The 16,269-nt window shown below is 46.6% G+C and carries 12 protein-coding genes; 7 read left to right on the top strand and 5 right to left on the bottom strand.

The genetic code is table 11. The features are described from left to right. Positions 1-60 precede the first annotated feature (60 nt). From gcvH to QUB06_RS21035, 3 genes are all read left to right on the top strand, one after another. Positions 61-450 carry a glycine cleavage system protein GcvH gene (gcvH, locus tag QUB06_RS21045; RefSeq protein ID WP_333108659.1) on the top strand — a complete coding sequence of 130 codons (390 nt, stop codon included), beginning with the start codon at positions 61-63 and terminating at the stop codon, positions 448-450. A gap of 457 nt (positions 451-907) precedes the next feature. Further along, positions 908-3,859 carry an aminomethyl-transferring glycine dehydrogenase gene (gene gcvP / locus QUB06_RS21040; RefSeq protein ID WP_333436905.1) on the top strand — a complete coding sequence of 984 codons (2,952 nt, stop codon included), beginning with the start codon at positions 908-910 and terminating at the stop codon, positions 3,857-3,859. 357 nt (positions 3,860-4,216) lie between these two features. Further along, entirely contained in the window at positions 4,217-5,905 is a 1,689-nt protein-coding gene (locus tag QUB06_RS21035) for a glycoside hydrolase family 44 protein (protein WP_333436904.1), read from the top strand. Between the two features lie 112 nt (positions 5,906-6,017). Here the strand turns inward: QUB06_RS21035 and QUB06_RS21030 are convergent, their stop codons facing one another. After that, entirely contained in the window at positions 6,018-6,419 is a 402-nt protein-coding gene (locus QUB06_RS21030) for a helix-turn-helix domain-containing protein (protein WP_333436902.1), read from the bottom strand. A gap of 43 nt (positions 6,420-6,462) precedes the next feature. Further along, on the bottom strand, positions 6,463-6,597 hold the full coding sequence (locus QUB06_RS21025; protein ID WP_333181438.1) for a hypothetical protein: 135 nt from the start codon (positions 6,595-6,597) through the stop codon (positions 6,463-6,465). 11 nt (positions 6,598-6,608) lie between these two features. Here QUB06_RS21025 and acsF point away from each other — a divergent pair, with 11 nt between their 5' ends. From acsF to hcp, 4 genes are all read left to right on the top strand, one after another. Continuing rightward, the gene (gene acsF, locus QUB06_RS21020; RefSeq protein WP_333436901.1) at positions 6,609-7,685 is read left to right on the top strand and encodes a magnesium-protoporphyrin IX monomethyl ester (oxidative) cyclase; all 1,077 of its coding nucleotides are present in this window, start codon (positions 6,609-6,611) and stop codon (positions 7,683-7,685) included. An 11-nt stretch (positions 7,686-7,696) separates the two neighbouring features. Next, positions 7,697-8,443, top strand: coding sequence for a heme oxygenase (biliverdin-producing) (locus QUB06_RS21015; RefSeq protein WP_333436900.1), 747 nt, complete (start codon positions 7,697-7,699; stop codon positions 8,441-8,443). An 86-nt stretch (positions 8,444-8,529) separates the two neighbouring features. Continuing rightward, the gene (gene hemN, locus QUB06_RS21010; RefSeq protein ID WP_333436899.1) at positions 8,530-9,927 is read left to right on the top strand and encodes an oxygen-independent coproporphyrinogen III oxidase; all 1,398 of its coding nucleotides are present in this window, start codon (positions 8,530-8,532) and stop codon (positions 9,925-9,927) included. A gap of 97 nt (positions 9,928-10,024) precedes the next feature. Further along, positions 10,025-11,674 (top strand): hydroxylamine reductase, encoded by a 1,650-nt coding sequence (hcp, locus tag QUB06_RS21005; RefSeq protein ID WP_333436898.1) that lies wholly within the window; start codon positions 10,025-10,027, stop codon positions 11,672-11,674. 265 nt (positions 11,675-11,939) lie between these two features. Here hcp and QUB06_RS21000 read toward each other — a convergent pair whose 3' ends face one another. The 3 genes from QUB06_RS21000 to QUB06_RS20990 all read right to left on the bottom strand — a co-directional run bounded on the left by QUB06_RS21000 (position 11,940) and on the right by QUB06_RS20990 (position 15,890). Further along, positions 11,940-12,812 (bottom strand): MBL fold metallo-hydrolase, encoded by an 873-nt coding sequence (locus tag QUB06_RS21000; RefSeq protein ID WP_333436897.1) that lies wholly within the window; start codon positions 12,810-12,812, stop codon positions 11,940-11,942. Positions 12,813-12,841: 29 nt separating this feature from the next. Next, positions 12,842-14,056, bottom strand: a complete 1,215-nt coding sequence (locus tag QUB06_RS20995; protein WP_333436896.1) for a transposase — start codon at positions 14,054-14,056, stop codon at positions 12,842-12,844. 595 nt (positions 14,057-14,651) lie between these two features. Further along, the gene (locus QUB06_RS20990) at positions 14,652-15,890 is read right to left on the bottom strand and encodes an HhoA/HhoB/HtrA family serine endopeptidase (RefSeq protein ID WP_445251409.1); all 1,239 of its coding nucleotides are present in this window, start codon (positions 15,888-15,890) and stop codon (positions 14,652-14,654) included. Positions 15,891-16,269 lie beyond the last annotated feature (379 nt).

Raw genomic sequence — 16,269 nt, 5'->3', positions numbered from 1 at the left:
TATTAAAGGCTCATAGTTCACTAAGATTTACTTGATACTTTGTTTATTGTGAGAAAAGATATGGCACTAAAATACCCCGATGACTTGAAATACCTAGATACCCACGAATACATCCGACTCGAAGGCGAAATAGCCACCATCGGCATTAGTGCTTTTGCAGTTGACCAACTCGGCGATATCGTGTTTCTAGATTTGCCCGAAGTCGGTGCAGGGTTGGAAAAGGGCGAAGCTTTCGGTACAGTCGAGTCAGTGAAAGCCGTTGAAGACTTGAAAGCACCAGTTACCGGTATAGTCGTAGAACGCAATGATGACATTATAGAGTCTCCCGAAAATTTGGCAGAAGACCCCTATGGCGCTGGATGGCTGCTGAAAGTGCGCGTTGACAATCCCAGCGAAGCAGACGAGGCTTTCTCGGCCCCGGAGTATCGCAAAATGGTCGAAGGGGAATAGGGCATAGGGCATAGGGCATAGGGCATAGGGCATAGGGCATAGGGCTCGTTGATAATTCCACAATCCGCCAGGGGTTGAAACCCCTGGCTAATAGCACAAGTCGTCTAAAGACGACTGAAATACCAAGCTGTTGCGGGGGGAGTTGCGATAAGTGCAGCTTAATCTACAGTCGTCTTCAGACGACTTTAGCTATGAGACAGGGGTTTCAACCCCTGTCGGACTGTCGGACTATCGGACTGTCGGACTCTCGGACTTTGATAGACGCAAAAAATCTTCCTTAGTCGTCTTCAGACGACTTTAGCTATGAGACAGGGGTTTCAACCCCTGTCGGACTGTCGGACTGTCGGACTGTCGGACTATCGGACTCTCGGACTTTGATAGACGCAGAAAATCTTCCTTGTTTTCTTAGCAAAATGTTACAAACAAAGAAGCAAAAGTCTATTCAGGAGAATCCGCCTTGGTACTCTACAGCCCTCAACTTGAACCCAACCAGCAGCAAAACCTTTCCTCCATCAATGGTTTTGCGGGCCGGCACATTGGCCCGACACCCAGCGAAATCCAGCAAATGCTCAATGTTTTGGGCATTTCCAGCCTCGATGAGTTGATTGACAAAACGGTTCCAGCGGCGATTCGCATTTCTCAACCGCTACAACTTCCCGCAGCGCAAAGCGAGTACAGCGCTTTGGCAGAATTGAAAGAAATTGCTGCAAAAAATCAGGTATTTCGATCGTACATCGGCACTGGATATCACGACTGCATAACTCCCCCCGTCATCCAGCGGAATATCCTAGAAAATCCCGGCTGGTATACAGCTTACACTCCCTACCAAGCCGAAATTGCTCAAGGGCGATTGGAAGCTTTGCTGAACTTCCAAACCATGATAATTGACCTCACGGGTTTGGAAATTGCCAACGCTTCTTTGCTCGATGAAGGGACAGCGGCGGCGGAAGCGATGGCGGTGAGTTACGGCGCCAGCAAAAATAAGGCAAAAGCGTTTTTTGTTTCCCAAGATTGCCACCCTCAAACTATTGAAGTTGTGCAAACTCGCGCTAAGCCGCTGGAAATTGAGGTAATTGTCGGCGACCATCAAAGCTTTGAGTTCGATCGTACAATCTTCGGCGCTCTCCTGCAATACCCAGCCACAGACGGCGCAATTTACGACTATACCGATTTTATTCGATCGGCACACGAAGTCGGCGCATTAGTCACAGTAGCCGCCGACATATTGAGCCTTTGCTTGCTCACACCCCCCGGCGAATTCGGCGCGGATATAGCCGTAGGAAGCACTCAGCGCTTCGGAGTGCCGATGGGATTCGGAGGGCCCCACGCAGCCTATTTCGCCACGCGAGAAGAGTTTAAACGGCAAGTTCCGGGGCGAATTGTCGGCGTTTCTAAAGATGCCAACGGCAAATCTGCTTTGCGCTTGGCTTTGCAAACTCGCGAACAGCACATCCGCCGCGAAAAAGCTACTAGCAATATTTGTACTGCTCAAGTTTTGCTGGCAGTGATGGCGAGTATGTATGCTGTTTATCACGGCCCGTCTGGACTAAAAGACATTGCTGAGAAAGTATGGACTTTAACAGCACTTTTGGCATCGGGTTTAAGAAGTTTCGGATACAAAATTGGTTCTCAACCTTTCTTCGATACTTTGCGGGTAGAATTGGGAGAAAAACCGCTGTCAGAACTTCTAGAAGCTGCTAAAGTACGCAAAATTAATCTCCGAGTTTTCGATGATTCGACAGTGGGAATCACTTTAGATGAAACTGTCAGCGTTGAAGATGTGCAAGAGTTGTGGGAAATTTTTGCACAGAATAAAGATTATATCAGGGGTGACGGGCAGAATGCTCTCAACATTCCGCTGGATGCAGACGCATTGAATTCCTATTTGACCTTACCAGATTTTTGCGATCGCACCAGCAGCTATCTCGCCCACCCAGTTTTCAACAGCTACCATTCAGAAACTGAACTTTTGCGGTATTTGCACCGTTTAGAAGCCAAGGATTTATCGCTAAATACATCGATGATTCCCTTGGGTTCTTGCACAATGAAATTGAATGCAACAGCAGAGATGATGCCGGTGACTTGGGCGGAATTTGGCAAGATACATCCTTTTGCACCCCGCGATCAAACTCGCGGGTATCAAAAAATGTTCGTGCAACTAGAACAGTGGCTGGCAGAAATTACAGGTTTTGCGGGAATTTCTTTGCAGCCAAACGCTGGTTCCCAAGGCGAATACGCGGGCTTGTTAGTTATTCGTCAATACCACGAACACCGAGGCGAATCTCACCGAAATATCTGTTTAATTCCCCAGTCAGCCCACGGTACAAATCCGGCTAGCGCGGTGATGGCGGGGATGAAAGTAGTTGCTGTCGAGTGCGACTCTCAGGGCAATATTGATGTTGCTGACTTACATAAAAAAGCAGAAAAACACAAAAATGAACTGGCGGCTTTGATGGTGACATATCCATCAACGCACGGCGTTTTTGAGGAAGAAATTAAAGAGATTTGCGAGATTGTCCACAACTGCGGTGGACAAGTTTATATGGACGGCGCGAATATGAATGCTCAAGTTGGTTTGTGCCGCCCCGGTGATTTTGGTGCTGATGTTTGTCACTTGAATTTGCACAAAACTTTCTGTATTCCTCACGGTGGCGGCGGCCCGGGAATGGGGCCCATTGGGGTAAGGTCTCATTTAGTAGAATTTTTGCCCAGTCATTCTATTCTTAACAGTCAACAGTCAACAAACATCAGTCAACAAACATCAGTTGGTGCTGTTTCCGCCGCGCCTTGGGGAAGTGCTAGCATTTTGCCTATTTCTTGGATGTACATTCGGATGATGGGAGGAGTGGGTTTAACTGAGGCCACAAAAGTAGCAATTCTTAATGCTAATTACATGGCAAAACGCTTAGAATCTTATTATCCCGTTTTGTACAAAGGGAAAGCTGGTTTGGTGGCGCACGAGTGTATTCTGGATTTGCGATCGCTCAAAAAATCTGCGGCTATTGAAGTCGAAGATATCGCTAAACGGTTGATGGATTACGGCTATCACGCGCCGACGGTTTCTTGGCCGGTTGCTGGTACGGTAATGGTGGAACCGACGGAAAGCGAATCAAAGCAGGAATTAGACCGTTTTTGCGATGCAATGATTGCGATTCGAGGCGAAATTGCCGAGATTGAAAAAGGCAATGTTGACGCGCAAAATAATGTGTTAAAAAATGCGCCGCACACCGCAGAATCTCTGATGGTTGATGAGTGGAATCGTCCTTATACTCGCGCGCAAGCTGCTTATCCGACATCTTGGACTCGCGAACATAAGTTTTGGCCGGCGGTGGGCCGGATAGATAATGCGTTTGGCGATCGCAATTTTGTCTGTTCTTGTTTGCCAATGGAGGCTTACAGTCAAGGTTAAATATAGCCTTTCTCAGAAAGATGAGGTACTATAGGGCATAGGGCATAGGGCATAGGGCATACCTCACTTTTTTGAGAACCGCTGTAAGTCTCTCCGGGTACACAATGGGCATCTTACACACATACTATTGTGAGGAGTAGGGGTTGGGCTTCTAGCCCGCCCCAAAAGTTATATCAATTCCGGTTACACTCATACATGATGGGGAGTGGGGGAATGTAGAATTATTGACCTTGACTTTATCATTCCCATCCAACCGGAAACGATATTAAATTTAAATGTAGAACGGCTGATTAATCTAGATAAATGCGCCGAAAATAATGTAATAAAATAATCCACATTTACCAGGGAAAATAAAAAATGAATAGACGATTTTTGTGGCTTACTCACGAAAATAAACCGCGTTGGATTACCCTATTATTGTTAGGTTTTTTGGCGGCTTTGGGGGTAGTGGCAACAACAGCTTACATCAAAATGGCGATCGCCCAAACTATCGGCCCGGCTTTGTCTGTAGATGTTACAGCCGATCGACATTCCATAAGTCCTGACATCTATGGTATGAATGATTATGCGATCGATCCCACACTCGCCAAAGAGTTACGAATTCCGGTACAACGCTGGGGGGCTAATCACACCAGCCGCTACAACTGGTTAGTCGATTCTTCCAACAGCGGCGATGACTTCTTTTTCGTGGGTGGCGGCGACAATAAAAATCCTGTTCCCGGCGATTCTATAGATAAAATTGTCAAAACCAACCGCCAAAACGGCAGCAAAAGCATCGTTACAATCCCGATGATTGGCTATGTAAATAAATTTAGCACTTGGAACTGCGGGTTTAGAGTATCCAAATACGGCCCGCAAGAAAAAACAAATCCCTACATTTTTCCAGAAGGAGATAAGTGCGGCAACGGTAAGCGTCCCGACGGTACTTTGATAACTGATAATAATCGCCTTGATGTCAGTATTATTAGCGACCCAGCTTTTCAACAAGCTTGGGTTAAACACTTAGTTAAAGCCCACGGTACTGCTGCTAACGGCGGTGTGCAAATTTATCAAATGGACAACGAACCAAGCGGCTGGGGAAATACTCACCGCGATGTTCATCCTGAAGCGACAAGTTACGATGAATTGCGCGATCGCACTTACCAATATGCCTCAATGGTAAAAGCTACAGATCCCACTGCTAAGGTACTCGGCCCGTCGGATTTTGGCTGGCCTGTCTATGTGGATTCGGGGGTTAAGGGCGATCGCGAAAAACACGGCGGTGTCTGGTTTGCGCGGTGGTACCTGCAACAAATGCGCGCTTATGAAAAGCAAAAAGGTGTTCGGATTCTCGACTATTTCGACGAACACTACTATCCTGCGGCGGACGATACCTGTTTGGCCAATTGTCCCGCCGGCGATGCCAAAACCCAAGCGCTGCGACTGCGATCGACTCGTTCTCTCTGGGATGCTACCTATACTGATGAAAGTTGGATAGGAAAATACTATCCGCCACTAACAATCCTTCCCCGGTTTCGAGAGTGGATCAAGGAAGATTATCCAGGTACAAAACTCGCGATTACTGAATACAATTGGGGCGGTTTGGAGTCGATTAACGGCGCCTTAGCCCAAGCCGATGTACTGGGGATTTTTGGGCGGGAACAAGTGGATTTAGCGACGCTGTGGGGGCCTCCGAAGTCTTCTGAACCGGGTGCTTATGCTTTCCGAATTTACATGAATTACGACGGAAAAGGTGGTAAATATGGCGATACTTGGGTGCGATCGCTTAGCACAGATCAGGGACTTTTGTCAATCTACGCAGCCGATCGTACCAGTGATGGTACTCTGACGCTGGTAATTATTAATAAAACCAACAAAAATTTGACTAGCAACTTGAGTTTGAAAGGATTTAAACCGGCGGGGAAAGCTCAATTTTACACTTACAGCGACGCGAATTTGGGGGCGATCGTCCGTCAGAGCGATTTAGGTGTCAGTGATACTGGATTCCAGGCAACTTACCCGGCTAATTCTATGACTTTGGTGGCTATTCCCAAGGCGAATTCTTAGCGGGACTTAACTTAACCCACGGAATTCACCCGCCAGAACCGGAATGATTAAACCGCAGAGGACGCAGAGGACACAGAGGAAGAGAAGAGAGAGATAAATAATTCTGACATTTTTAATCTGAAATTAGACCTGAAGCGTTCATGCGATCGTCCTCAGCATTTGAGTGTGTTAAGGGACAAATACAACTCTCTTGTCCCAGCCACTGCGATCCTACTTGATGCAGGGCTGCCATCACCGGTTGAATTTGGCGACCCTTGGGCGTGAGGGAATATTCGACACGGGGCGGAATCTCGGCATAAACACGCCGATCGACTAACCCTTGAGATTCCAACTCTCGTAGGCGTTGGGTGAGGGTTTTGGTGCTGATGCCAGGAAGTGCCGTGAGTAATTCGTGGGGACGGCGATCGCCTCCAAACAGTTCGCGTAGAACCAAAATTGACCATTTATTGTCCAACAAATCCAGCACAAATTGAATCGGACATTTAACCTCTACGCACTGACTTGCTTCCACCATAAACTCCCTGCACAGTTGCCTTCACGATAATTTCCATATTTCTTTAGAAATGGCTCAAGCGTCCTATTTGCTTCAATGCTTTACCTAAAGTAACTATAGGATACCACTGGTAACTGACTTGTGGGCGATCGCGGATTAAGGCAATGTGGTGCACAGTCATCAATTCCGAACAATCCACTCTCCACTCCTATGGTCAGTTCAATTAGTAAATCGGAGTCTGCTGGTCTCCCATCCAGCATTAAAGCACCTGTTCAAGAAACCCTGTTAACACCCCGCTTTTACACCACCAATTTTGATGCCGTTGCCGAAATGGATCTGTCCGGGCAACAAGCGGAATTAGAAGCAGTTGTAGCAGAATTGCGCGCGGACTATAACCGCCACCATTTTGTCCGCAATCAAGAGTTTGAGCAATGCTGGGACAACATTGATGGCGAAACGCGAAAGGCATTTATTGACTTTCTAGAGCGATCCTGTACCTCAGAATTTTCGGGTTTTCTGTTGTTCAAAGAACTCTCCCGCAAACTTAAGAATCGCCAACCCTTGTTATCGGAAGCCTTTAGCTTACTGGCACGGGATGAAGCGCGTCATGCCGGTTTCTTGAATAAGGCGATGGCAGATTTTGGGTTGTCTCTCGATCTGGGCTATTTAACAAAAAATCGTACCTACACATTCTTCCCTCCAGAATGGGTAATTTATACTGTTTATCTGTCGGAAAAAATTGGCTACTGGCGCTATATTTTGGTGTATCGCCATCTCGAACAACATCCCGAACATCAAATTTATCCCCTGTTTCGCTACTTCGAGAATTGGTGCCAAGACGAAAATCGGCATGGGGATTTCTTTAAGGCATTGTTGCGATCGCAGCCTAAGCTTTGGAATAACTGGAAGGCAAGACTCTGGGCGCGCTTTTTCCTACTGACGGTGTTTGCCACGCACACAATGACGGTGTTGGAACGCTCCACATTTTATGACTCGATTGGCATCGACCCCGATGAATATAACAAGCAGGTGATTCATCACACCAATGAAACAGCAAAACGGGCGTTTCCCAGTATTTTAGATACCCACCATCCAGAATTCTTTCCCCGTTTGGATCGATGTGCGATCGCCAATCAGAAGCTAGCAGAAATCTCAACTAATCAGCGCCATGCCGCCATCCAATTTTGCCAAAAATTACCCTGGATTGCTGTGATTGTCTGGCAGTTGTTGCGCCTTTATTTACTGCCCTCGATTAATGCTGAATCGTCCAGAACCGCTATTAATTAGGAGATATTGCCATGACTAATCTATCCACACGCCTCCGAGAAGGCACGATGCAATCCCACACCACAGCCGAAAATACGGCATTTATGAAATGCTTTATGAAAGGCATTGTGGAACGGGAACCTTTGCGTAAACTATTTGCCGATTTGTACTTTGTTTACAGCGCCTTAGAAACGGCTTTGCAGAGCCATGTCAACCACCCGATAATCGGAACCCTCTATTTCCCTGAGTTAAATCGCACTGAGAATCTGGCTTGCGATCTAGCTTTTTATTACGGTGAAAATTGGCGGGAGGAAATTACGGCTTCGCCAGCGGGTTCGGTGTATCGCGATCGCATTCAAACCCTCTCAAAAACCGATCCAGTCCTGCTGATTGCCCATGCCTACACCCGCTATATGGGTGATTTATCCGGGGGACAAAGCTTGAAAAACGTGATTCGATCGGCGTTGTCTCTGCCGCCGGATCAGGGAACAAATTTCTATGAATTTTCCCAAATCTCGACACCAGAAGCAAGGCGAGTATTTAAGGAACGCTATCGCCAAACCTTTGATGAGTTTCCGGTGGATGCTGACACGATCGATCGAATTGTCGCCGAAGCAAATCTGGCATTTACCCTTAACCAGGATGTAATGCACGAACTCGAAGCCGATGTGAAAGCGGCGATTGGAGATCATACCTTTGATTTGCTGACTCGGCAAGATCGCCCCGGTAGCACAGAAGGCCGCAGCCCTCATGCCCAGCGAGAATCTGTCGCGAAATAACTCGCCCAAGGAAAACAAGATCGATCGTATCTCTAAAATATGCCGGGGTTCTGAATTTACACAACAACAGAAGGATACATTAGTTAATGAAACAGTTATCACAAACGGTTGAATTTGATGCTGCATTGTTAAATAAATACAACCAGCCTTTACCTCGCTATACCAGCTATCCACCCGCCACCGAATTAACTACTGACTTCGATCGCAAAGCATTTAAAACCGCGATCGCCGTCGGCAATTACAAACAAACTCCCTTATCCCTTTACTGCCACATCCCGTTTTGTGAAACGCCCTGTTATTTCTGCGGCTGCAATACCATCATTACCCAGCGCAAGGAGGTGGTAGAACCCTATTTAGGCTATCTTGCTCGCCAAATTCGCCAAGTTGCCAGTTTGGTGGATGCCGATCGACTGGTGCATCAGTTGCACTGGGGCGGCGGCACGCCCAACTATCTCGATCGCAGTCAGGTGGAGTTTCTCTGGAACCAGTTAAATCGATATTTTCGGTTCGATGACGCGGCAGAAATATCGATCGAAGTCAATCCTAGCTATATTGATCGCGAATACATTCTATTTCTTCGACAATTAGGATTCAATCGGATTAGCTTTGGCATTCAAGACTTTAATCCCATCGTGCAGCAAGCGATCAATCGGGTGCAGCCCGAAGCGATGTTGTTTGATGTGATGGATTGGATGCGGGAAGCTGGGTTTGAAAGTGTCAATGTGGATTTGATTTACGGCTTACCTTTCCAGACACAAGCAACATTCCAGGAAACGGTAAAGAAGACCTTGCAATTAAATCCCGATCGCATTGCCGTCTTTAATTTTGCCTATGTTCCCTGGCTCAAACCGGTTCAGAAACGAATGCCGGAGTCTGCTTTGCCGACTGCGGGCGAAAAGCTGAAAATTCTGCAAAGTACGATCGCCCAACTGACGCAAAATGACTATGTGTTTATTGGTATGGATCACTTTGCCAAGCCTAATGATGAACTAGCTATCGCGCAACAAGCTGGGCAACTACATCGTAATTTTCAGGGTTATACCACTAAGCCCGAATCGGATCTGTTGGGCTTTGGCATGACTTCCATCAGTATGTTGCAGGATGTGTATACCCAAAACCACAAGGGATTGAAAGACTTTTATCGGGCGCTCGATGGCAATGAATTGCCGATCGAAAAAGGTGTTATACTTAATCAGGACGATCTGATTCGGCGCACAGTAATCATGGAATTGATGTGTCAATTCCAACTGTCGGTGCAAGATTTGGAAGAAAAATACCATCTCGGCTTCGATCTAGATTTTAATGACTATTTTGCTCAAGTTTTGCCACAACTTGATGCCTTAGAAACCGATGGGTTAATCAAACGTTGGGGCGATGGCATTGAAGTAACCGCGCTCGGCCGCTTGCTAATTCGCAATATTGCATCCGTGTTTGATAGCTATCTCATCCGCAACTCCAGCAAACGGTTTTCCAAGTCCCTATGAATCATCGTCAGATTTGTTAAAATAGTCAGGGACGGATAAATACTTTCATAACCGAGTTGTTGCGTAAATTCTAACCAATTCAACAAGGAAAAAATTAATGTTCTGTGAACAATGCGAACAAACAGCAAGCGGACAAGGATGCCATCAGTTTGGTGCTTGTGGGAAAAGTCCCCAGGTGAATGCTATCCAAGATTTGCTGATTTATTATCTGCGCGGGTTGGCTCCGATTGCCCTGAAAGCAAAGGAGTTAGGCATTGATACTCATGCAGTGGATGTCTTCACCTGCGAAACGATCTTTGCCACGATGACGAATGTCAACTTTTCCGAAAAGCGGTTTGTTGAGTATCTCCAGGAAGCGATCGCCCATCGCGCCAACCTCAAGGCTCAAGTGCAGCAAGCAACAGACACTCCACCTACCTGGTCGGAAATTTCCAACTTTGAACCCAACTTTGAGGAGAGCCTGGTTGAGCAGGGTGAGCTGATTTCCTCTCAGTTCCTCAGTCAGTCTGGCTTGAATGTGGATATTTTCTCACTCAAACTCACAGTGTTATATGGGGTTAAGGGTCTTGCCTCCTACACCTTCCACGCCTACGAAGTGGGACAGGAAGACGAGCGGGTGTATCGTTTCATTTATGAAGCGCTGACCGCTCTTGATAACCCGACCTTGGGCTTGCAGGAGTGGGTGAATCTTGCTCTTGAGGTGGGAGCCATCAATCTGCGCTCTATGGAACTATTGGATGCCGGACATACCGGTACCTACGGGCACCCAATTCCCACGCCTGTTCCCCTCAATCCACGGCAAGGGAAGGCGATTCTGGTTTCAGGACATGACATCAAACAACTCGAAGGCTTACTCAAGCAAACAGCAGACACTGGAATTACTGTTTACACCCACGGCGAACTTCTACCAGCCCACGGCTATCCCAAACTAAAACAGCAGTATCCCCATCTCTACGGTCACTACGGCACTGCTTGGCAGAACCAAACCAAGGATTTTGGCAAGTTCCCCGGTGCGATCGTGATTACGACCAACTGCTTAATGCCAACCCATTCCTATTATGAAAATAAACTCTTTAGCGTTGGCCCCGTCGGCTATCCGGGTCTGATTAACTTGAGTGAGAGCGACAATGACACACCCGATTTTACTCCCGTTATTGAGAAAGCACTGGCACTTCCCGGCTTTACTGAAGATGCACCCGCCAGGGAAGTCACAGTTGGTTTTGCCCACAATACAGTCCTAGGGGTGGCAGATAAAATCATTGAGGCTGTGAAACAGCGTAAAATCCGCCATTTCTTCCTGGTGGGGGGCTGTGATGGAGCCAAACCCGATCGCAACTACTACACCGAGTTCGTAGAAAAAGTGCCTGATGATTGTGTCGTACTAACCCTAGCTTGCGGTAAGTTCCGCTTCTTCGATCGACAAATGGGCGACATTGACGGACTACCCCGCCTGATGGATGTTGGTCAGTGCAACGATGCCTACTCAGCGATTCAGATTGCTGTAGCCCTAGCAAATGCCTTTGAGGTAGGTGTCAACGATATACCCCTTTCCATGATTCTGTCGTGGTATGAACAAAAGGCAGTAGCCGTCTTGCTAACTCTCTTGCATTTGGGGATTAAAAACATTCGTCTAGGGCCGACATTACCGGCGTTTATTTCTCCCAATGTATTCAAGCTTCTGTCGGAAAAATATAACTTGCAGGCCATTACCACCCCTGATGCCGATCTGGCAGCTTGCTTGAGCTGATTAGCAGTCATTCCCTAAGTCTATTCAGAGGGATTCATCTGCGTTAATCTGTGTTTATCTGCCCTCATCTGCGGTTAAAAAAAGAGAATTTATCGAGCCGCAGATGACAAGGGATTGACGCAGATTCACGCGCTTGTCGAGAAGAGAGATAGGAATGGGCGAGCGATCGGATGAAGATTCATATTCTCAAAGATGGCAGTCTGATTTTTACAGGCTACCGGGGTCAACTGAATTTGGCTGAGTCGGAGTTATGAACCCGATCGCATTAAGCATCGAGCATCCAAGCAATACACTTTTGCATTTGCTCGCTCATCGTTTGTCGATCGGCATTATACCTGCGGCCGTGTCCCGGCAACACCCATTCAAACGAGTAATTAGCCAAATTCTGCATAGATTTGATTTGTTCCGGCCAAGAATACCAACAGACATCGTGAAAGCCAACTAGCTGCTGCAAACTTTCCGACCAAGCAAGATGATCGCCGCTGAACAAAAACTTGTTATTGTAAAGCAAAACTGTGTGACCTTTCGTGTGACCTGGCACCGATATAATCAACAAATCATCTGCTAGTTGATACGGTTCGCTGGGCGACAATTGAATTTCTACACGGCAAGTATTCGCGTTAATTTCGTCATAATGAATGATGCGATCGCACCCAAAATGATCGCGGTATTGTTGATGATCTGCCACATCATCGCGGTGAGTCAAGTACAGATAGCGAATGCCGCCCATTGCCTCTATATTTTTAACTAGCGGCGGCACAAAACGAGGAGAATCAACTAAAATGTTTCCTTCGGGGCGGACAATTAAATAGCTGGCTGCGGCGTAGGAATTCTCTGAGTGGTAGCCGCAGTGATAGACATTTTCTGCTACGAGTGCGGGTAACAGTTGCTGGGCTTCTTTGATCCTTTTGGGTTTTTCTACAGTCCCTATCGAACTTGTGGGACAAGACAAAAGAGCCGCGAGCGATCGCATTTCTTCAGTTTCATTAGTTGGCTGGTGGTAAACCGCAGACTGTTCTCCCGCTTGACCAAATACTTCAGGCGCCATCCACCGACAAGTATCGCAGTCAATGCAGGTATTGTCTACATAAAAGTTACCGTTAATATTTTCAGTACGCCTCCGATTAATGTTAGCCATTTTTCTACCTCTTATTGACACTCCCCAGCCTAAAGGCGTGGGGATTCTTTAATCGACGAGCTAACTTGCTGAGGCAAGATTTCTCCAGCAACAGTAGAGGTCAATTCTCCTAAAGCGTTGCTTGGTTCAATACCAAAGGTTCCGGTATGCCCTACCGTACCCAATCCTCGACTAAGGATGATTTTAGCTGCGTTTTCATCTCTACCCAAACTGCATCCGCATTTACAAACGTGCGTTCTAGTAGATAGAGTTTTCTTTACGATTACACCGCAACTAGAGCATTCTTGGCTGGTATACTTGGGATTCACGGCAACCGTAACTTTCTCAAATACTTTTGCAAAGTATTCGAGCCACACACGGAATTGATACCAAGATGCGTCGTTAATAGACTTAGCTAAGCAATGATTCTTCACCATATTTTTTATTCTCAAATCTTCGTAGGCGACTACATCGTTGGATGAGATTACGCACCGTGCTAATTTTACAGCATGGTCTTTGCGCTGCCTGCTTATTTTGAGATGGCGCTTGCCTAGAATCTGCCTAGCTTTGTCCCTGTTATTTGAACCTTTTACTTTCCTGGACACCCGACGTTGACAACGTTTAAGGACTTTTTCACCTTTTCGCAAAAATCTAGGGTTCTCAACCGTAATTCCTTTTGAGTCGGTGTAATATTCCTTCAATCCTACGTCTAAGCCTATGGTGTTCCCAGAGGGGGCTATGTTTTCCTTTCGATCAATATCAATACAAAACTGAACGTATACGCCATCCGCACGTTTTACCAATCTCACCCGTTTTATTTGGCTAATTTGGTAGAAATGCAAATCGCGTGTCCCCTTGAGTTTTAACCGCCCAATCCCTTTCTTGTCGGTAAAATTGATGGATTTTCGGTCGTCGGCAAGTTTCCATCCAGTTGATTTATACTCAACAGAGCGGCAATCTTTCTGGAACTGTGGATAGCCTTTTTTGCCAGCCACACCCTTCTTGCAGTTATCGTAGAATCGGGAGATAGAAGACCATGCTCGTTCTGCGCTAGCTTGTCTAGCCATTGAGTTGAGTTCATCAGCAAAGGAAAAATCACGCGCCAGTACAGCGCAGTATTTATTCAAATCATATTTATCCACCTTTTTGTTGTCCATCCAATACCTTATACAGCTATTGCGGACGAATTTTGCGGTACGAATTGCTTCGTCTACGGCAGTAAACTGATTCGATTTTCCGTATGCTTTAAACTCGAAAACTAGCATTGTTTTACCTCCCCCCTTATGCTACCCGGTTCAGCATAGGATGTTCAGTGAGTTATTAAAACTTTACAATTAAAGCCGTCAAGCGAAGGACGGGGTTTTAAACCCAATTTCCTGATAAGCCATATAAATTATAGTAACGGAGTATAACTCGCACCGGACATCCCGCCGGGGTTTAGACCCCCGTTTCACAGCACAAGTCGGTTAAAACTCAGATATTGCACCATTCTCAAGAACAGGCAAGATGCCTGTTCCACAAAGAGTAGATTTTCTTGTGGAACCGGCATCTTGCCTGTTCAGAACAGGCTAATTGAGAATGGTGCAACGAGTTAAAACTCACATCTTGCACCATTCTCAAGAACAGGCAAGATGCCTGTTCCACAAAGAGTAAATTTTCTTGTAGAACAGGCATCTTGCCTGTTCATAAAATGCTAATTGAGAATGGTGCAACGAGTTAAAACTCACCTCTTGCAGCATTCTCAAGAACGGGCAAGATGCCCGTTCCACAAGAGATTAATTTTCTTGTGGAACAGGCATCTTGCCTGTTCATAAAAGGATTATTGACAATGGTGCAAGATATAAGTTTCAATCAACAATTCTACTGCTGCTGATCCGCTGGAAAAGCACCCGCTTTCACCGCCACAGTAACAGGTTGTCCGCCGCGGCTTAATTCAAGCTGCAGATCGCTGCCCACTGTACTTTTCTCGACAATTTGCTGTACGCTGCCAGCATCAGTTACTTCTTTACCGTTGATTTTCTTGATCACATCGGCAAGGCGAACTCCAGCTTGTGCCGCCGGAGAATTTTTCGCAACTCCCAAAACTAACACGCCTTTATCTTCAGTCAGCCTCAATTTGGTGTTGGGATTTTGATTAAATTCTCTCTTGATTTCGGGAGTAATGCTCAACATCCGAACGCCGAGATAAGGATGTTCGGCTTTTCCTGCTGTTACTAATTGGTCGGCAATTTGTTGTGCTCGATCGATCGGAATAGCAAAACCCAATCCTTGAGCGCCTTGAATAATCGCCGTATTCATGCCGATAACTTGACCGCGCTGGTTCAGCAGCGGCCCACCGGAATTGCCGGGATTGATCGCAGCGTCGGTTTGAATAAAGCTGACGCGCTTGTCAGGAACACCGACATCGGCGCTAGAACGGCCTGTAGCGCTAATAATGCCCACAGTCACAGTGTTGTCCAAACCGAGGGGATTACCGATCGCGATCGCCCATTCTCCCGGCTGTAACTCTTCAGATTTGCCCAAATTCACCACAGGCAAATTGTTAGCTTCTATTTTAACAACAGCCACATCAGTAACTGTATCTACGCCTAAAACTTTGCCGACAAATTCGCGGCCATCCTTCAGTTTTACCGTCACCGTATCCGCCCCGTTAACGACGTGAGCGTTAGTCAAAATGCGGCCATCAGAACCAAAAATAAAGCCCGAACCGGAACCCCTTTCTACCCGATTTCCCGGTTGAATGGGAGAGTCTGAACCGAAGAAGCGGCGGAATTGCTCGGGTATCTCATCTGGAACTTGGTTCGTCACCGTGCGAGACGAATTGATCCGCACCACTGCCGGGCCGACTTCCTGCACAACTTTAGTAACAAAATTAGAGTCTTGAGAGGGCAGTATATTCGCAGGCAGTGCTGAGATTGGCGCTGTAGTTGAAGGTGCAGCTTGAATGGCGTTAGAACTTCCAGGAACTTGAGAAGTTAGGGCGTTGCACCCAACTGTTGCGGTGGAGCCGAGCAAAATGAGGGATAAAAAAGCAAGTTTTTTCGGCAAATAGAAACGGCGAGAACGCACAGTTGTAGCAGGCATATTTTTGGTTGACATAGTATTGAGTTGGTGGGAGTTAGAGGGAGAGTTATAATTATGGTTTTGCATTTTTAGCACCTACTGTAATTAAATTAGAACTAAAGGTTCTTTAATTTTTATTCAAGCATTGATGATATCTGCTTGACTGGTGGGGTTTACCCTACAAGCTGGGGTATAAACCGGACAGTCGCAGGCAAATTGTTTGTGGATTCGAGCTTTTGAGTGCGATCGAACTGGGTCTGCACTGCCGAATTGCTGTCTGAGTGCGATAATACAAACTACGGTAGCCAGCTCGCATATTCCGCATTTCCCGCGAACTTTTCACCAGAAAACGAGCGAGAAGCCCCTGGCTTTAGACATGGGGAGGAAAGCGGCTGCGACTTCAGTCGCCTGGAAT

The sequence above is a fragment of the Microcoleus sp. D2_18a_D3 genome (assembly GCF_036702455.1).
GTDB lineage: Bacteria > Cyanobacteriota > Cyanobacteriia > Cyanobacteriales > Microcoleaceae > Microcoleus.
Note: the sequence above shows the minus strand (reverse complement) of the source record. Positions and strands in the feature narration are given on the sequence as shown.